Here is an 18019-nt window from a genome sequence, read left to right as displayed (position 1 = left end):
CTTGCCCGGTTGCTTGCGCTGCAACTAACGCGGGCACTGGCATTTTTACTCAAGCCCACCGCCGTTAGGTTGTTACCTGCGGCTCCTGCATAAACTGCAGCAGATGACAAAAGGATATTCAAGTGGCACGTTATCTAGGCCCCAAGGCCAAACTATCCCGCCGTGAAGGCACCGATCTTTTTCTGAAGAGCGCTCGTCGTTCTATCAGCGACAAGGCGAAGTTCGATTCCAAGCCAGGTCAGCATGGCCGTACCTCGGGTACACGCACGTCTGACTTCGGGCTGCAACTGCGTGAAAAGCAGAAAGTCAAACGGATGTATGGCGTTCTGGAAAAACAGTTCCGCCGCTATTTTGAAGAGGCTGATCGCCGTAAGGGCAACACTGGCGCCAATTTGCTGTTCATCCTGGAAACCCGTCTCGATAACGTCGTTTACCGCATGGGGTTTGGCTCAACTCGTGCCGAGGCACGCCAGTTAGTCTCCCATAAAGCCATTACAGTAAATTCCAGCTCTGTCAACATCCCTTCTTACATGGTCAAGACTGGTGATGTAATCGCGGTTCGCGAGAAGTCCAAAAAGCAGACCCGCGTGGCCGAGGCGCTTCAGCTGGCTCAGCAAGTTGGCTTGCCTGCATGGGTGGATGTGAATGCCGACAAGGGTGAAGGCGTCTTCAAGAAAGTGCCTGATCGTGATGAATTCGCGGCCGATGTCAACGAATCGTTGATAGTCGAACTGTACTCACGCTAATTTTCGTTCCTGCGATACGGGGCACCGTATCGCCAGGGTGTGCTTCGCCGGCCTTATCGGTGTAACGAACCGAGGGTATTGAGAGGAAGACTCGATGCAGACTAATTTGTTAAAACCTAAAACTATCAATGTTGAGCAGCTTGGCGCCAACCGTGCCAAGGTCACTCTGGAACCATTTGAGCGAGGCTATGGCCATACGCTGGGCAACGCGCTACGGCGCGTTTTGCTGTCATCCATGGTCGGTCACGCCGCGACTGAAGTGACGATCGCTGGCGTTTTGCACGAGTACTCCTCAATCGACGGCGTTCAGGAAGATGTCGTCAATATTTTGTTGAACCTCAAAGGCGTGGTGTTCAAGCTGCATAACCGCGATGAGGTTACTTTGAGCTTGCGCAAGGACGGCGAGGGTCCTGTCACTGCGGCCGACATCCAGACGCCGCATGACGTGGAAATCATCAACCCCGAACATGTGATTGTGAACTTGTCGCATGGTGGCAAGATCGATATGCAGATCAAGGTTGAAAACGGCCGTGGATACGTACCGGGCAATATGCGCCGTTACGGGGACGAGTCGCCGAAGTCGATCGGCCGAATTGTGCTTGATGCTTCGTTTTCTCCTGTGAAGCGCGTTAGCTATATTGTTGAAAGTGCCCGCGTCGAACAGCGCACCGACCTGGATAAATTGGTGCTTGAGATTGAAACAAATGGTGCTGTTACCGCAGAAGACGCGGTTCGGGCGTCTGCCAAGATTTTGGTTGAACAGCTGGCTGTGTTTGCGCAACTGGAGGGCAACGAACTGGCCGCCTTTGACGCGCCTGTACAGCGCAGTTCCCAGCAATTCGATCCAATTTTGCTGCGGCCGGTCGATGAGCTGGAGTTGACAGTGCGTTCGGCAAACTGTCTTAAGGCAGAAAATATTTACTATATCGGAGATCTGATTCAGCGTACCGAAAATGAGCTTTTGAAGACCCCCAATCTGGGACGAAAATCTCTTAATGAGATCAAGGAAGTGCTGGCCTCACGCGGCCTGACTCTCGGAATGAGACTTGAAAGCTGGCCGCCTGCGGGCCTGGACAAGCGTAGTTGATTTGGAAAAAGATCTCATCCTGGATGAGAAAGTGCACAGGCAGTACCTGATACGGCTGTTTGAATATTACAGAAAGGAAGCACTATGCGACACGGACATGGATTACGTAAACTAAACCGCACCAGCGAGCACCGCCTCGCGATGTTGCGGAACATGATGAACTCCCTGCTCCAGCATGAAGTCATCAAAACCACACTGCCTAAAGCCAAGGAATTGCGCCGGGTGGTGGAGCCCATGATTACCCTCGCTAAAGAGCCCACATTAGCCAACAAGCGCTTGGCGTTCGATCGTTTGCGCGATCGCGATATGGTTGTAAAGCTTTTTGCAGAATTGGGGCCCCGTTATAAAGCTCGTCCCGGTGGGTACACCCGCATCTTGAAGATGGGTTTCCGTGTGGGTGACAATGCTCCTATGGCCTTGGTTGAGTTGGTGGACCGTCCGGAGGTTGCGGAAGACACGTTAGTTGACACAGCCAAAACGGAATAGGTTATAATTGAGTCATAACGCGCGGTGGAGCAGCCTGGTAGCTCGTTGGGCTCATAACCCAAAGGTCGTAAGTTCAAATCTTGCCCGCGCAACCAACATCCAAGCCTTACAAGCTGGTAGCAATCGCCCACTTTATGTGGGCGTTTTGCTTTGTGGTGGTATCTTTGGCATCACGGATTTCAAGTTGCTCGATGGTTGACGATGAGGTGTGTGCTTGGGTAAACATCATGTCCGCTATACCGAAAAATGACTGCAGACTTATGCCATCTCGTTCAAGTGCCTCGGCCAAAGGCTGATTTCGGTGATCGTGTTGAAAATTCTTTTCCTCAGGGGTCTTGCAGCGGCCGGAGACGGACAACCCGATGATGTCGACTACCCTGACCGGCGCGTTGACTCAGCTTAATTGGTCGGTCCAGCAAAACTCCGCCAACCCGCATGAACACTAGCTTTTTCATGCAAATGGTGTGTACCGATTCTCTCAGGAAGGGTTTATAGGGAGTTGATTTCTGAGGGATTTGAAGAAGCAGCCAATTGACTTTTTCCGCAGCCACAGTAACGCCATGATCAATTTGAACGACCCCTTGGCGATGCTCGCAAGTCGGGTGCCCTGGGGTCAAATCGAAGCGGCAGTGGCGGCGAAGTTTGAGCGCCAGCATCGCGCAGGCCAGATACTCGATGATCAGTACCTGTTTGGCGCCACGCAGGCCTTGGTGGGCGCAGGTCGCAGCAATGCCGGACGTCCCAAGCTGCCCATTCGCCCGATGGCCAGCCCTGCTGTACCTCAAACACAGTTTTGACCTCAGCGGCGAAGAACGGGTTGTGTGCTGGAGCGAGAATCATCGTCTGGCAGTTCTTCAGTGGCATGGACTATTACGAGCACCGCCTGCAATGCGGCGCCACGCAGATCGGGCGCTTCCGCCGCGACCTGGGCGAAGAAGGCCTGGAACTGCTGCTCAAGGCCACCATCGACTTGGCCCTCGCCATCGAGGCGGTCAAACCTAAGGGCCTCGAGCGCGTGATTGTCGACACCACAGTCCAGGAGAAAGCCATTGCGCACCGCGTAGACAGCCGCTTGCTGGAGATCGAGCTTCGCAAAGTGATCAGCGCCGCCAAGCGCGCAGGCATTTGCCTCAAACAGACTTTCGTCAAAGAAGGCAAAGCGCTGCGTTGGCGCGCCGATGGCTACGCCCCTGCCAAGCAGTTCCGGCGCATGCGCAAAAAGCTCAAAGGTGGTGAAAAAATTAATTTTTGGGCATGCCGTGCAGCGTGCTTTTTGAAAAATCAGAATTTTGCATGACCGACTAATTGGCGCCAACCAGCCAACAAAAAAATCGGCCTTTGCGCATGCGGTCGGCCATTCCTCAAACTTCCCCACTGGCACAACAGCAGGGCCCAAGGTAACTGGCTGCAGTCTGCTACCGCACAAGTGGGAACGGCGGCAATCCCGCCAAAATCGCCTGACCGTAGCGCATCGTGACCAATCGGGTGTCGCAAACCGTGATTACCGCCCGATCAGTCACGGTGCGAACACCGCGTCCGGCCCATTGCGCCAGCTTCATGCCTGCGCGTGGCACGGACAGTTCGGTGAAGGGGTCACGCCCTTGCGTGCCCAACCACTCGGCTAGGGCTTCTTCGACCGGAGAGTTCGGTGGAGAGAAGGGCAGCTTGTCGATGACCACATGCTCGCAAAGTTGGCCGGGCAAATCGATGCCTTCGCCGAAGGATTGCAGGCCAAAGATGATGCTGCGCCCGCCCGCCAGTACGCGCCGGTCGTGTTCCTTCAGCAGTTCCGTGCGAGACTGGACGCCTTGCATCTGCACCTGGCCCAGCAAGTCCTTGGGCAGGGCGGCGTGGCAGGCCTGCATCTGGCGCCTGGACGTGAACAGCACCAGTTGCCCATGGTGGTGCTCGCGCAGCAGTTCGGGGAGCTTTTCGCAAAGCTCGTCTGAAAAATCGGGGCTTTTGGGCGAGTGCTTCATGGGGGCGATGCGCAACTCCCCTTGGGTGGCGTAGTCAAACGGCGACGTTACGATCAGCGCGCGGCGTTTGGCAAAGCGATTCAAGCCGCTCAGGCGGTCAAAGAAGTCGAAGCTGCCGCAGGCCGTCAGCGTGGCTGAGGTGCAGACGGCGGCGCTGACAGATCTCCACAGGTTTTTCGACAAGACTTGGGCGGCCGTCATCGGGCTGGCACACAGCCATGCATCGGGGGTGGCAGCGCCCGCGTCCTCGGCCCACTCCAACCACTTGGCCCACGGCACCTTGTCGTGGGTGGCCCAGGCACTTAATAAGTTTCCCAAGGTCTTCAATCGTGAGAGGTAGACGCCCATCTCGACGCCGGCACGGCTTAGCTCCTCGCGCACGGAAGACGATCGGGATTCGTCGGGTTCCATCAATGCAGCAGCGATGCTGGAGACCACCGAAACGATGGCGCGCAAGAGCGCGGCGAGCTGCTCGCATTCAGGAATCAAGGCTTCGGGTATCCGGCCGTGGGGAAAGCGGTGAACGGCCTTATCGGCAGTGACGAGTTGGGCCTCGCGCCAGTAGCTCTCCAGCATGGCCAGTTTGTCAGTGCATGCTGTGATGAGCTGCGCAAAGGCCACCGGGTCTGGCCGGGTGGAAGCAGGCAGCACGCGGCTATGGCGAAGCGCCACGGTGCGCAGGCTGGTCAGCAGCTTGACGCTGGTGCCTAGGCGGGCGCGGTAAGAGAACTGGTCTCCCGCGATGCCGGGGAGGTGGTGGGCCTCGTCAAACACAAACAGGGTATTGCCCGGGTCGATCAGGGTGCTGTCGGTTTGCAGGGTGGCGAGGATTAGCGCATGGTTAGCCACCTGCAGGGTGGCGCTGGCGGCCTGGCGCCTGGCTTTGAAGAAGGCACAGCTTCTGAAGTGTTCGCATTGCCCGCCATTGCAGGCATGGGCGTTGGCTTGCACCTGGCGCCAGTCTTCGCCATCGGGCGGCTGGCCCAGACTGTCGATGTCACCGTCCCATGCGCCGGATTGCAGCTTTTTGGCGCTGCTCTTGAACCAGCGCATCGCTTCCGCCCGATCACGCGGGATGCCCTTGGCTTGCCGGCGGGAATCGGCAAAGACTTCTTGGAATTCACCGGTGAGCAGGCTGTCCTGCGTCGGATCGTTGATTACGCCTTCGAGGCGGCTTTCGCAGACGTAGCGGGCACGGCCCTTGAGGATGTCGTAACGCAATTCTGGAATGATCTGGGCCAGGCGCGGCAGGTCTTTATGGAACAACTGCTCCTGCAGAGCCACGGTGGCGGTAGAGACGATGACGGTTTTTTTGAGCAGCTCTGACGCCACAATCGCGGCGAGGCAGTAAGCCACTGTCTTGCCCGTCCCCGTACCGGCTTCGAGTTGCGCCAGGTTGTTGCCCGTGCGGTGCTCGTCGTCGGGCGCTTTGGCTGACAGGAAGGTCAGCAGGCAAGCCTGCATCATCTGGTATTGCCCGGGGCGCGCGATGAAGCCGGGCCAATCAGCGGCGACCTCGCCATACAGCAGCTCCAGGCGGACGCGGGCCGTTTCCAGCAGCTCAGGATCAATGCCGCTTTCGGACGCATACGCGGGTAGCACGGCAGAGCTTCCGGCGAAAGAAATTGCTGAGGGCACCGGCTGAGGCGGCTGAGGTGCGGGGGATGTTGCGGACAAACTCATCAGCTGATTATTGATGACGATGACCTGACCTGAGACACGACCTGCCCATGTCCACGCACACCTGATACTGATGTCACCCGCTGATATGGCCTTGCGGGCGCTCCGGGCTGAGCAAGTGGATGCGCCCGAGCAAAGGCGTCGAGTTTCATGCAGTTTTCGACAATGCGCGTTAACCGTGGCGCGTCGCTCCCATCGCAGTCAAACAGGCGGGAGCCCGTCACATGCCAGACTAGCGTCAGATCGGCCAGAGACAGATGATCCCCGTGGGCAAAACGGCCGCTCAGGCCATCGACGAGCCGCGCTTCAATGACCAGGGGGCCCTTGTCGAACCAATCATTCCTGCAGGAAGTTCCGCACCCGCGATACGACCATAGGCTGAACGTCGGCGATGGTAATTCGCGCCAGTGAACTCACCCGCGCTTTGTCGCCATGGCGCGCTCAGACCGACACCTTGGCGTCAATGAAGGCGCGGATCGCAGCAACGAAGACCTCGGGCGCCTGCAGTTGCGGTACATGGGCGCAACCGGCCAGGACCACCAGCTCGGCATCGGGCAGGCCGCTGGCCAGTTCGCGCGACATGGCCGGCGGCGTGGCCTCGTCCTGCTCGCCCACCAATACCAGCACCGGCACATCGACAACTTTCAGCTGCGGCCGCAGGTCCAGGGACGCCAACGCGTCGCAGGCACCATGGAAGGTGACAGGATCCAACGCCAAAAACCGTTGCTTGCGCTCCTCAATCAGCTCTGGGTGTTGCTGCTGGAACTCAGGCGCAAACAGTCTGCGCATAGCTACATCGGCGACGGCCGCCAAACCCTTTTCCTTGGCCGCTGCCGACATGGCGCGGAAAGCGGCGCGCCCAATATCGGAAAACACTGCGCCGCAATCGGCCAGCACCAGCCGCGCGGCGATGCCGGGATGGCGTATCGCGGTCTGCAGCGCAACAAAGCCACCGTAGCCGTTGCCCAGAAAAATCGCCTGCTGAAGGCCAAGCGCCTTGATTGCGGCCGCGATGTGGTCGGCGATGTCAGCCAGACCGGCGCCGACAAAGTCAGAGCCGGCGAAGCCCGGCAGTTTTAGTGCCACAACGTCGTGGCTCTGGCTTAGCGGCCCGGTGATACGGTCAAAACTGGAATGGTCGGCGAGCAGCGAATGAAACAGAATGATGGGCGGGTTGCTTTTGTGGCTACTGTTGGCAATCATGGCGCTCAGGCGCTTGGCGCCGACGGTGACACTGACATCCCTGAGTTTGGACGGCGAAAAAGTAGCCGTATGAGTCGCTGTATGCATGGTGATCCTTTTTGGGTTCGGGTGAGCCGGATGTTTAGTTCAGGCGCGCCTGCGTAGCCGTGTCTTTGTACCAGTCGAAAGGCGCGTCGTCGAGGCGAACCATCACACTCTTGGTCTCGAAATGCTGGTCGAACGATTCGGTGCCGCACTCGCGGCCGATGCCCGAGTCCTTGATGCCGCCCCAGGGCGAGGCCGGGTCAAGCCGGTGGTGGTCGTTAATCCAGACAATGCCGCATTTGAGCCTGGCCGCCACGCGGTGCGCGCGGGTGATGTCGTTGGTGCGGATGGCGCCGGCCAGGCCGAATGGTGAATCGTTGGCCAGCGCCAGCCCTTCGGCTTCGGTGCTGAACCGGGTGACGGAGACGAAGGGGCCAAACACTTCTTCCTGAAAAATGCGCATGCGCGGCGTGACGTCGGCAAACACGGTGGGTTCGACAAAAAATCCGCGTTGAAGCGCCGGATCGATCGGCACCTTGCCGCCCGCCACCAGCCTGGCTTTATCTTCCTCCAGCCCGATGCGGATGTAATCCAGCACCCGCTTCTGCTGGCGCGCAGACACCACAGGACCCAGTTGCACGGAAGGATCGGCGGGATTGCCAATGCGGATGGACTTGGCCTTGGCCGCCAGGCGTTCGACAAACTCGTCATACACCTTGTCTTGCACAATCTGGCGGCTGCCGCAAATGCAGGTCTGGCCGGCGCCTATGAAGCCGCCGAAGGCAGCGTAGTTGACGGCCTGCTCGACATCGAAGTCGTCAAACACCAGCACCGGCGTCTTACCGCCCAACTCCAGCGTCTGATGCGCGAAGTTGCTGCCCGCCAGCGCCCCGGTGATGCGGCCGGCTTCCGTCCCGCCCGTCAGCACCCATTTAGCCAGCCCCGGATGCTCTGCCAGGGCCTTGCCGGTGGTCGGACCCAGGCCAGTAATTACATTGAAGCAGCCCGGCGGAAGACCTGCTTCGCTGAACAACTGGGCCAGCCGCAGCGTTGTCAGTGGCGTGTACTCCGAAGGCTTGACGACGGTAGTGCAACCCGAGGCCAGCGTCGGTGCCAGGCTCTTGACCATGATCATGAGCGGATGGTTGAAAGGCGTGGAATTGCCGACCACGCCGATCGGAGAGCGCACTGTGTAGTTCAGATAGTTGCCTTCCACCGGAATCACCGAGTCGCGCCGGGCAATGGCCAGGCCGGCGTTGTAGCGAAAGAAATCTGGCAGTCGGGAGATCTGGGCGCGCGTCTCATTGAGTGAACGACCGTTGTTGGCGGTCTCCAACTGATACATCTCATCGAGATTGGCCTCGAACACATCGGCCAGCTTGTTGATTAGCCGGGCGCGTGTGCGATTGGACATGCTGGCCCACTCATGGCTGTGAAAAGCCGCTTCAGCGCTGCGCACGGCCTTGTCCACGTCAGCGTCGCTGGCGTGGCTGATCTGGGCCAGCAATTCACCGGTGGCCGGGTTGATCACGTCGAGCAGTTCGGCGCGTGTCGCCGCCACTTCGCGTCCATCAATGAACAGGCCGTGTACGTCTGGGCTTTGGCTGTTTGTCATGAATATCCTCTTGAATAAAAGACGAAGAAATACGTTAAAAGACAGTAAAAGGCGGTCTAGCCCGCGATCAGGCTTTTGGAAATAGCGCTGTTCACGCGCTTGCCGGCGCTGACGACGTGCTGCTCAGCCAGCCGCTGCGCCCGCTTGACGTCGCGCGCCTGCAGCGCGTCGATCAATTGGGCATGTTCGCTGACCAGCATCTGAGGGTCGCCATTTTTGATGTGCGCCACGCTGACTTTCACGGCGCGTTCAAGCAAGTCAATCAGGTCGAGAAGCTGGTCGCGCATGCGCGCGTTGCCGCCCAGTTCTGCGATTTGCCGGTGAAAAGCGCGGTTGAAAGCAATAAAGCCGCCGCCCCGGGCGGAGGCGTCGAAATCACGAAAGCAGTCGAGCTCTTGAAGTTGCGCGTCACTGGCATGCAAAACGATGCGCTCGACACAGGCCCGCTCCAGTGCGGCACGCAGGTGGAACATGTCGAGCACGTCAGTGAGAGACACCGGCGCCACGCGGTAGCCCTGACGGGGCAGAGAGATCACCAGGCCTTCGCGCTCCAGCCGCATCAGGGCATCACGCACCGGCGACTTGCTGAGGTTAAAGCGCGCCGCCAACTCTGCCTCGCGCATCTCGGTTCCCGGCGCCAGCTTGCAGCCCATCATGTCGGCGCGCAACTGCTCGTAAACCGTTTCGCGCAGCAGGCGAGTACCGGGGGCGGGAGGAGGCGATTCGGGCGATGTCATGGTTTTCAGAATATCACTAATCAAGTTTTTATCCGTTGCTAATATATTAGAAAAACGCAAAAGCCGCCCACTTATTTAAAATTCTTTGTTTTTCATTGGTGATTTCCCTTAGGCCCGTCTCTAAACCACTTTGTATTGTTGACCTATGAAGAATTTGTAATATATCATGATCACAAAATGTACATGAAACTTGCCACACCAAGGAGACAACCATGATTCTTAATGTTCTTTCCCGATCCATCGCCTCTGGCCTGCTGCTGGCGGGGCTGAGCGTGGCGGTTTATGCGGCCGAGCCGATCCGGGTGGGCTTCCTGACCATCAAATCGGGTGCCCTGGCCGCCGGTGGCAAGCAGATGGAAGACGGTCTGCGCCTGTTCCTGAAGGAGCGCAATAACATGATTGCCGGCCGCCAGGTGGAACTGGTGGTGGGCGATACCGGCGGCCAGCCGGCGATCACCAAGACCAAGGCGCAGGAACTGGTCGAAAAAAACAAGGTCCAGGTCATCATTGGCCCGCTAGCTGCCTTCGAGGCGCTGGCCATCGACGACTACATCCGCAGCACCGAAACCCCGATCATCTCCCCGTCGGCCGCCGCCGAAGACCTGACGCAGCGCAAACCCAACCCCTGGTTCGTGCGTGCCGTTGGCACCTCGGCCCAGCCCAGCCATGCGTTGGGTGAATACGCCGCGCGCGAGCTGAAATACAAGCGCATCGCCATCATTGCCGACGACTTCGCCTTTGGCCACGAGATCGCCGCCGGCTTCCAGCGCACCTTTGAGGAGGGCGGTGGCAAGGTGGTGCAAAAGCTCTGGGCACCTTTGAACGTGGCCGACTACGGCACCTACATCAGCCAGATCAAGCCCAACGTGGACGCGGTGTTCGCGGCCTTTGCCGGCGGCAACGGCATCAAGTTCCTCAAGCAGTACAACGAATACGGCCTCAAGGGCAAGATCCCGGTGCTGGGCGCCATGACCACCGTCGACGAGGGCATATTGAAGTCCATGGGCGATGAGGCTTTGGGCGTGATCTCCTCGGGCTGGTACACGGCCAGCCTGCCCAACGCAGACAACAAGAAGTTTGTCGCCGCCATGAACCGCGACTACCAGCAAGACCCGGGTTATTACTCCATGGGCGCTTACGGCGCCGCCTTGATGCTGGAACAGGCCCTCAAGGACGTCAAAGGCAAGATCGAAGACAAGCCCGCTTTCATGGCCGCCTTGCGCAAGGTGCAACTGGCCAACGATCCGCGCGGCAAAGTCAGCCTGGATGCGCTGGGCAACCCGGTGATGGATATCCATGTGCGGAAGGTTGAGCGCGTGGGCGGCAAGCTCGTCAACAGCGTGGTCAAGACCTACCCGGGCGTGAGCCAGTTCTGGACCTACAACACCAAGGACTTCCTGAGCAAACCGGTCTACGCCCGCGACTACCCGCCAGCCAGCAACATTGAAAAGTAAACAGAGACTTGGCCGACCCAACCGATCCGGAGTAATCGCATGTCCTTTTGGTTCATCCAGAGCCTGAATAGCCTGGCGCTGGGCGGCGTACTGTTCACCCTGGCCGCGGGCTTCTCGCTGATCTTCGGCCTGATGCGCATCGCCAACTTGTCGCACGGCGCCTATTTCATGCTGGGCGCCTACATCGGCCTGGCCATGCTGGACCGTGGTTTCGGTTTCGGTGTGGCGCTGCTGGCCGCCGGACTGGGTGTCGGCATCCTGGGCGGTGTTGTCGAATTCTTCGTGCTGCGCCGGCTTGCCGGCAACAGCCTGTCGCAGGTTTTGGCCACCTTGGGCGTAGCTTTTGTCATTTCTGACGGCAGTCTCTGGCTGTGGGGCGGAGACCCGCGTCCGGTGTCGGCGCCCGCCTTATTGTCGGGCGGCGTGCAACTAATGGGACTGACCTTCCCGCTGTACCGCCTGGCCGTAGTGGGTTTCAGCATCGTCATCGCGCTGGGCCTGTGGCTGCTGCTGGACAAGACCCGTCTGGGCGTGATGATTCGCGCCAGTGTCGATGACCGGCAGATGGCGCAGGGCATTGGCGTGCCGGCCTCGCGCCTGTTTAGCGTGGTGTTTGTCCTGGGCACCGCGCTGGCGGGCATTGGCGGCGTGATTGCTGCGCCTATCTTGTCTGTCTACCCGGGGCTGGACGCGGACATGCTTCCGCTGGCGCTGGTCGTCGTGATTCTGGGCGGTCTGGGCAGCCTGGCCGGCGCTTTCGTCGGCAGCTTTCTCATCGGTTTTGTTTACAGCTTCGGTCAGGTGCTTTTTCCTGATCTGGCCTACATCATCCTGTTCTTGCCCATGGTCGTCATCTTGGCCGTCAGGCCGCAGGGCTTGTTCGGAAGGATCACTGCGTGAAACGCGCCCTGTGCATTGTTTTTATCGGTGTGATGCTGTGCCTGCCTTTTCTGACCGGCGGTATCTACTACACCAATCTCGCCAGCCAGGTGCTGATCGCGGCCCTGTTCGCGCTCAGCCTGAACCTGCTGGTGGGTTATGCCGGTCTGGTTTCGCTGGGGCACGCTGGCTACTTGGGCCTGTCGGCCTACACCAGCGGCTGGCTGATGGTTCACCTGGGGTGGGGCCATCTGGCCTCGGCCGGCATGGCGTTGGCGGTTACCACCGCAATGGCCGCTCTTTTCGGTTTGATCGCCCTGCGCGCCGCCGGCATCAGCTTTTTGATGATCACTTTGGCGCTGGGGCAAATCCTCTGGGGTCTGGCCTATCGCTGGACCAGCGTGACCGGTGGCGACAACGGCATCTCGGGCTTGACCCGGCCCAGCCCCTTCGGCATCAATTTGGGCAACGCCAACTATTTCTACTACTTCACCTTGCTGGTTTTTCTGCTGGTCTGGGGCGCCATCACGGTCTGGGTGCAATCGCCTTTTGGCGCCAGCATAAGCGGCACCAAGGACCAGCCGCGCCGCATGAGCGCGCTTGGCTTCAACGTCTGGCTGATCCGTTGGTGCACATTCGTTGTCAGCGGCTTCTTCGGCGCGGTGGCCGGGCTGATGTATGTTTACTACCATCAGTTCATCAGCCCGCATAGCCTGTCGCTGGCCAATTCGGCAGAGATGCTGCTGATGGTGATTGCTGGCGGCGCCGGCACGCTGAGCGGCCCGGTGGTGGGCGCGGCCCTGGTCTTGCTGCTGAAAAACGTGGCCAGCGCCTACATAGACCGCTGGATCATGCTGCTGGGCTTCGTCTTCATCTTCATCGTGCTGTTTGTACCGGGCGGCATCGTCGCCGGCCTGGCCCGGCTGCGCCGGTTCGCTAGCGCCCCCGCAAAATCCATCGGCGCCAGTCCGGTCCCTGTCAAGGATGTGCCATGACTGCCGTCGTCGAAATCAACCGGCTGTGCAAGTCTTTTGGCGGGCTGCATGTCACGCGCTCGGTCGACCTGCGGGTTGAACAAGGCGAGCGGCATCTGCTGATCGGCCCTAACGGCGCCGGCAAGACCACGCTGTTCAATCTGATTGCCGGCGACCTGGCCGCTAGCGCCGGCAGCATCACGCTGCTTGGCAAGCCGGTCACGAAGTCGTCCACGGCAACCCGGGCGCAACTGGGCCTGGCCCGCACCTACCAGATCGTGACGCTATTCGGGCGCGACCACCTGCTGCACAACGTCAAGCTGGCGCTGCTGGGAAAGTCGACGCTGCGGCACCGGCACTGGGGCTCTTTCGATCAGGAAAAGACGCTATCGGTCCGGGCCATGCAGGTGCTGCAATCTGTCGGCCTCGCTGACAAGGCCTATTGGCCGCTTGAGCAGACTTCCTACGGCGAAAAGCGTCGTCTGGAGATCGCGATGGCGCTGGCCCAAGAGCCCAAGGTGTTGCTGCTGGACGAGCCGCTGGCCGGTCTGTCGTCTGAAGAGCGCGAGACCATCACAGCGCTGCTGCGCAACATCGACCGCTCCATCACCATCCTGATGATCGAGCACGACATGGAGGTCGCGCTGGCTTTTGCCGACCGCATCACCCTGTTGCACCACGGCGAGGTAATTTTGGCCGGCACGCGGCAAGAAGTGGTGAACGATCCACGCACCCGGGAGATTTACCTTGGCCACTAGCTTGCTGTCGCTGGAAAAGGTCAACGCGTTTTACGGCGACAGCCACGTGCTGCACGACCTCAGCCTGAACTTGCAGCCAGGCCGCTTATTGGCGCTGCTGGGCCGCAATGGCGCTGGCAAAACAACCTGCATCAGTTCCATCATCGGTTTTCTGCCGCCGCGCTCCGGCCGCATCCTGCTGGATGGCCAGGCGATCGACAAGCTGACACCAGAGCGCATCTGCCGCGCCGGGATCGGTCTGGTGCCACAGGGTCGGCGCGTCTTCGCCAGCCTGACGGTGAAAGAAAACCTTGATGTCGCGGCGCGCCCGACCGCCGCAGGCCATGCGCGGCACTGGGCGCGCGACGATGTGTTCGCCATGTTCCCGCGCCTGAAAGAGCGGCAGCATCAGCTGGCCAGCAGTCTGTCTGGTGGCGAGCAGCAGATGCTGTCCATCGGCCGCGGCCTGATGACCAACCCGCGCGTCCTCTTGCTGGACGAGCCCTCGGAAGGCCTGGCGCCGCAAATCGTGCGCGAATTGGGCGAGGTGCTGGCAAGCCTGAAACAACATATCGCCATGGTGCTGGTGGAGCAGAACCTGGGCCTGGCAATGAAGGTGGCCGACGATGTCGTGCTGCTCAACACCGGCCGCGTCGTCTTTGCCGGCACGCGTGAGGATTTTCAGGACCAGCAGTCAGCCCTGCACAGCCACCTCGGCGTGGAATAGAAAGTCATCATGGACCTCGTCCTCAAGCAGGCCCCGATCGGGCGCTACCAATTACGCTACCTGGAGGTCGGCACCGGCACGCCGGTCGTGCTGATCCACGGGCTGGCCGGGGACTACACGGCATGGCTGGCGCAGATTGAACTGCTGCGCCACCGCCACCGCGTGATTGCCTTCGACAACCGCGGCGCCGGCCAGAGCACGCAGATCGATGAGCCAATCAGCACGCAGGATCTGGCAATGGACACCTTGCAGCTGATGGACCATTGCAAGGTAGACCGTGCGCATGTGGTCGGTCGGTCCATGGGCGGCGCAGTGGCCCAGCATATGGCGCTGATGGCGCCGCAGCGCGTTTTGTCGCTTGCGTTGTGCGCCTCATTTGCGCAACTTGACCCGCTGGGCCGGCGCGTGCTGCAGAACATGCGTGAGGCGCTGGAGTGGCGCAAAAGCTGGGCCGACCATGCCCGGCATTCGGTACAAAACTTTGTTTCTGCCGGCTTTTTTAACCAGTATCCGGAGCGCGTGGCCGCCATCGAAAAGCTGCTCGGCGGCGAGACCCGGCTGCCGGCGTGCTACAGCCGGCAAAACGAAGCCTGTCAGCAGCACAACACACTGGCCGATCTGCACCGCATCGGGCAGCCGACACTGGTGATGGGGGGTGACAGTGATCCGATTTGCTCGCTCACCGCGACGCGAGCGCTGGTCGCCGGCTTGCCCCACGCGAAGGCCGAAATATTCGCCGACGCGAGCCATTTTTTCCTCATGGAGCAACCCGCCAGGTTCAATCAGCTGCTGCTGGAGTGGCTTGAGCAGTAGTGCCATTTCCAATGTGGACTCCGGCGACGGCGCGCGCGCGACGCTCAGCCGGTAGCCAGGCTTTGCAGCACCCACACCCCCGCCGGAGGAGCATTGCGCCACACCGAGCAGGTCTTGTGCCAGCGAAAATCCGCCGATGCCTGAAAGGGTGGGCGCGGCTGGTAGGTGAACTGCACCAGCTTGGAGCCGGGGATTCGGCGTAAAAACTGCTCAATGCTGGCCGTCGTGACCTCGCGCATGTCCTGCGGAAGCGAGCGAAAGGGCAGGCTGGACACCACCGCCACCGCCTCCGGCTCGGGGTAGGCCAGGCCGTCAAGCACCTCGTTAGCCAGGTCTTCACGCACGTCCAGCCCCAAGAACCTGCTTCTGAGCTGGCGCGCCAGCCTGGGCTGCAGTTCGACCGCCACCAAGGAGGCGTTGGGCAGCCGTCTGCGCAACTCCTTGGTGACAGGGCCGGTGCCGGCGCCCAGTTCCACGACATGGCGTACCTCGCCGATAGCCCGAACCATGGCCGAAGCCAGATGGCGTGACGAGGGCGCGACCGCACCCGTCAGTTGAGGTGTTTTCAGCAGGTGCGAAAAGAAAGCAAACATGACTCAGTATGCACCCCGCTGTATATTCCGGGCGCTCCGAGGTTCTTGCGCTGCGGGCGCAGGACCGCAGCGTTTGCACCTGTCAGATGCTGGATATGTTTTGTATAAACTTGGCATATTTTCGCCAACTGGCAACAACTGCTATTTAAATAATAGCAAGAGGCACCCGTCCCGAAAGGGTTACGGCCTGATGTTACTTAAATAGCTGGTCTGATCAGGGCCAGCAGTCGCTCCAGCGCATGCAGCATCGCAGCTTGGCGCACGTGGCGGCGGTCGCCGTCGAAGCGGCGCATTTCAGTGACGATGCCGGCGGGCGTGGCCCAGCCGAACCAGACCGTGCCGACCGGTTTGGCGGCGCTGCCGCCGCTCGGGCCGGCCACGCCGGTGACTGCCAGCGCCACTTGCGCGTGCGAGCGGCTGATGGCGCCTTGCGCCATGGCCCGTGCCACTTCTTCGCTGACGGCGCCGTGGCGCTCAATCAGTGCTGCATCGACGCCCAGCAGTTCGGTCTTGGCGGCGTTGGAATAGCTGACAAAGCCGCGTTCGAACCACTTGCTGGAGCCGGCCAGCTCGGTGCAGGCCGCTGCAATCAGGCCGCCGGTGCAGCTTTCGGCGCAGGTCAGCTGCCAGTCGTTTTTCTGCAGAAAATAGGCCAAATCGGCCACTAGCCCATACAACTCGGACGTAAGTAGCTCTGATTTTGATAGCGTTGACATCACATGAACCTCCACAGGGCGATCACCAGCAGCGTGCAGCCGGCGGCCACCAGGTCGTCAGCCATGATGCCAAAGCCGGCCCAGGTCCAGGCGTGGCGGTCGGTGGTGGGATTGACGCCGTGCGACAGGCGGTCGGCCCAGCCGACCGGGCCAGGTTTTGCCGCGTCAAAGTAGCGAAACAGGCCAAACGCGATCACTTGACCCCAGAAACCGGTCGGCATGACCAGCCACAACACCAGCCAGAATGCCACCACCTCGTCCCAGACGATGCTGCCGGGGTCGAGCACGCGCATGTGTTTGGCCGTCACCGTGCATGCCCACCAGCCCACGGGAATCGACAGCGCGATGAGCCAGCCGATGCCGGCCGGCGACAGCCAGCGCTGCAGCAGCAGAAACGACAGCCAGGCCCACAGCGTGCCGACAGTGCCGGGGGCAAGCGGGCTCAGGCCGGAGCCAAAACCCAAGGCCATGAGGTGCGCCGGGTGCGCCAGCATGAAGCGCGCCGTGGCGCGGCGCGGCGCGCTGCCGGATGGCGCTGGGGCCAAGGGGGTGTCGGTCATGGTCGGGTTCAGTCGGGTTCAGGCGAAGTGGTCGAATGAAGAGAAGCTGCGGGTGACGGCTTTGCCTGCCGCATCCATCAGCCGCAGGCCGGCTTCGGCGTCGATGTGGCCGATGCGGGTGAGCGGCGTGTCGGCCTGACGCGCTGCGGCCTGCACGGCCTGGCGCGCCGAGGCAGGCGCCGTGAAGGCCAGCTCGTAGTCGTCGCCACCCGCGAGCACGTAGTCCAGCTGTTTTTCGGAAGAAATAATGGCTGTAGCCCAATCAGGACGGGCGCAAGCAGCTATTAAAGTAATAGCAACCGAGGTATTCAGGGTGGCGCCCACGGCGCTGGCGCGCAGGATGTGGCGCAGATCGCCGAGCAGGCCATCACTCACGTCAATCGCTGCAGACGCCACACCGCGCAGCGCCTGGCCGAGCGCGACGCGTGGTGTCGGTTGCTCCAGCCGGCGCCGGGCTTGCGCCAGCGCAGCGGCGGGCAAGGTCAGCGTGCCGCGCAGCGCTTCCAGCGCCAGTCGGGCATCGCCCAGTGTGCCGCTGACATAGATATCGTCGCCGGCGCGCGCGCCCGAGCGCAGCAGCGCCTGGCTCTTGCCTTGCACGACGGGCACTTCGCCAAACACCGTGATGCAGATGTTCAGCGGGCCTTGCGTGGTGTCGCCGCCCACCAGCTCGCAGCCGTGGGCGTCGGCCAGCGCCAGCAGGCCGCGCGAAAACGGCGCCAGCCAGGCCTCATCGGCTTGCGGCAAGGCCAGCGCCAGTGTGAAGGCCAAGGGTTGGGCGCCGCAGGCGGCGAGGTCACTCAGGTTCACGGCCAGCGCCTTGTGGCCCAGCGTGAACGGATCCACATCGGCGAAGAAGTGCCGGCCCTGCACCAGCATGTCGCTGGAGATGGCCAGCTGCGTGCCGGGCGCCGGCAGCAAGAGCGCGCAGTCGTCGCCCACACCCAGCGCTGCGCGCCGTGTGGGGCGCGTGAAGTACCGTGCGATCAGGTCAAATTCACCCATGGCG

The 18019-nt window shown here is 60.9% G+C and carries 17 protein-coding genes, 1 tRNA gene and 1 pseudogene; 11 read left to right on the top strand and 8 right to left on the bottom strand.

What is annotated here, in order from left to right; genetic code table 11:
* Positions 1-122: 122 nt before the first annotated feature.
* The 5 genes and pseudogenes from rpsD to HHJ18_RS05340 form a co-directional block, all read left to right on the top strand.
* The gene (rpsD, locus tag HHJ18_RS05360; protein WP_296912356.1) at positions 123-746 is read left to right on the top strand and encodes a 30S ribosomal protein S4; all 624 of its coding nucleotides are present in this window, start codon (positions 123-125) and stop codon (positions 744-746) included.
* 94 nt (positions 747-840) lie between these two features.
* Positions 841-1833, top strand: coding sequence for a DNA-directed RNA polymerase subunit alpha (gene rpoA, locus HHJ18_RS05355; RefSeq protein WP_296912353.1), 993 nt, complete (start codon positions 841-843; stop codon positions 1831-1833).
* 84 nt (positions 1834-1917) lie between these two features.
* On the top strand, positions 1918-2319 hold the full coding sequence (gene rplQ, locus HHJ18_RS05350) for a 50S ribosomal protein L17 (RefSeq protein ID WP_296912350.1): 402 nt from the start codon (positions 1918-1920) through the stop codon (positions 2317-2319).
* A gap of 18 nt (positions 2320-2337) precedes the next feature.
* Positions 2338-2414 (top strand) — tRNA-Met (locus HHJ18_RS05345).
* Between the two features lie 465 nt (positions 2415-2879).
* A pseudogene (locus tag HHJ18_RS05340) lies at positions 2880-3547 on the top strand (transposase); the annotation flags it as partial.
* A gap of 187 nt (positions 3548-3734) precedes the next feature.
* Here the strand turns inward: HHJ18_RS05340 and dinG are convergent.
* The 4 genes from dinG to HHJ18_RS05320 all read right to left on the bottom strand — a co-directional run bounded on the left by dinG (position 3735) and on the right by HHJ18_RS05320 (position 9557).
* On the bottom strand, positions 3735-5900 hold the full coding sequence (dinG, locus tag HHJ18_RS05335) for an ATP-dependent DNA helicase DinG (RefSeq protein ID WP_296912348.1): 2166 nt from the start codon (positions 5898-5900) through the stop codon (positions 3735-3737).
* 519 nt (positions 5901-6419) lie between these two features.
* Positions 6420-7268 carry an alpha/beta fold hydrolase gene (locus HHJ18_RS05330; protein ID WP_296912345.1) on the bottom strand — a complete coding sequence of 283 codons (849 nt, stop codon included), beginning with the start codon at positions 7266-7268 and terminating at the stop codon, positions 6420-6422.
* Positions 7269-7302: 34 nt separating this feature from the next.
* Complete coding sequence (locus HHJ18_RS05325; RefSeq protein WP_296912343.1) at positions 7303-8820, bottom strand: aldehyde dehydrogenase; 1518 nt, start codon at positions 8818-8820, stop codon at positions 7303-7305.
* A gap of 56 nt (positions 8821-8876) precedes the next feature.
* The gene (locus tag HHJ18_RS05320; RefSeq protein ID WP_296912342.1) at positions 8877-9557 is read right to left on the bottom strand and encodes a GntR family transcriptional regulator; all 681 of its coding nucleotides are present in this window, start codon (positions 9555-9557) and stop codon (positions 8877-8879) included.
* Between the two features lie 212 nt (positions 9558-9769).
* Here HHJ18_RS05320 and HHJ18_RS05315 point away from each other — a divergent pair, with 212 nt between their 5' ends.
* Genes HHJ18_RS05315 through HHJ18_RS05290 form a run of 6 tightly spaced genes read left to right on the top strand, consistent with a single transcriptional unit; the run spans position 9770 to position 15141 of the window.
* Complete coding sequence (locus HHJ18_RS05315) at positions 9770-11011, top strand: ABC transporter substrate-binding protein (protein ID WP_296912340.1); 1242 nt, start codon at positions 9770-9772, stop codon at positions 11009-11011.
* 39 nt (positions 11012-11050) lie between these two features.
* The gene (locus tag HHJ18_RS05310; RefSeq protein ID WP_296912338.1) at positions 11051-11911 is read left to right on the top strand and encodes a branched-chain amino acid ABC transporter permease; all 861 of its coding nucleotides are present in this window, start codon (positions 11051-11053) and stop codon (positions 11909-11911) included.
* Positions 11908-12885 carry a branched-chain amino acid ABC transporter permease gene (locus HHJ18_RS05305; RefSeq protein ID WP_296912336.1) on the top strand — a complete coding sequence of 326 codons (978 nt, stop codon included), beginning with the start codon at positions 11908-11910 and terminating at the stop codon, positions 12883-12885. The genes HHJ18_RS05310 and HHJ18_RS05305 overlap by 4 nt, the downstream gene beginning before the upstream one ends.
* Positions 12882-13622 (top strand): ABC transporter ATP-binding protein, encoded by a 741-nt coding sequence (locus tag HHJ18_RS05300; RefSeq protein ID WP_296912334.1) that lies wholly within the window; start codon positions 12882-12884, stop codon positions 13620-13622. The genes HHJ18_RS05305 and HHJ18_RS05300 overlap by 4 nt, the downstream gene beginning before the upstream one ends.
* On the top strand, positions 13612-14328 hold the full coding sequence (locus HHJ18_RS05295) for an ABC transporter ATP-binding protein (RefSeq protein ID WP_296912331.1): 717 nt from the start codon (positions 13612-13614) through the stop codon (positions 14326-14328). Before HHJ18_RS05300 ends, HHJ18_RS05295 begins: the two co-directional genes overlap by 11 nt.
* A 9-nt stretch (positions 14329-14337) precedes the next feature.
* Positions 14338-15141, top strand: a complete 804-nt coding sequence (locus HHJ18_RS05290) for an alpha/beta fold hydrolase (protein WP_296912328.1) — start codon at positions 14338-14340, stop codon at positions 15139-15141.
* A 44-nt stretch (positions 15142-15185) separates the two neighbouring features.
* Here HHJ18_RS05290 and HHJ18_RS05285 read toward each other — a convergent pair whose 3' ends face one another.
* The 4 genes from HHJ18_RS05285 to thiL all read right to left on the bottom strand — a co-directional run bounded on the left by HHJ18_RS05285 (position 15186) and on the right by thiL (position 18015).
* Positions 15186-15734, bottom strand: a complete 549-nt coding sequence (locus HHJ18_RS05285) for a methyltransferase domain-containing protein (protein WP_296912326.1) — start codon at positions 15732-15734, stop codon at positions 15186-15188.
* A gap of 197 nt (positions 15735-15931) precedes the next feature.
* Positions 15932-16450: a CinA family protein gene (locus tag HHJ18_RS05280; protein ID WP_296912323.1), complete on the bottom strand. Its 519-nt coding sequence runs from the start codon at positions 16448-16450 to the stop codon at positions 15932-15934.
* Positions 16450-17010 carry a phosphatidylglycerophosphatase A gene (locus tag HHJ18_RS05275; RefSeq protein WP_296912320.1) on the bottom strand — a complete coding sequence of 187 codons (561 nt, stop codon included), beginning with the start codon at positions 17008-17010 and terminating at the stop codon, positions 16450-16452. Before HHJ18_RS05275 ends, HHJ18_RS05280 begins: the two co-directional genes overlap by 1 nt.
* 18 nt (positions 17011-17028) lie before the next feature.
* Positions 17029-18015, bottom strand: a complete 987-nt coding sequence (thiL, locus tag HHJ18_RS05270; protein WP_296912317.1) for a thiamine-phosphate kinase — start codon at positions 18013-18015, stop codon at positions 17029-17031.
* Between the last annotated feature and the right edge of the window lie 4 nt (positions 18016-18019).

The sequence above is a fragment of the Polaromonas sp. genome, from assembly GCF_012927455.1.
GTDB lineage: Bacteria > Pseudomonadota > Gammaproteobacteria > Burkholderiales > Burkholderiaceae_C > Polaromonas.
Note: the sequence above shows the minus strand (reverse complement) of the source record. Positions and strands in the feature narration are given on the sequence as shown.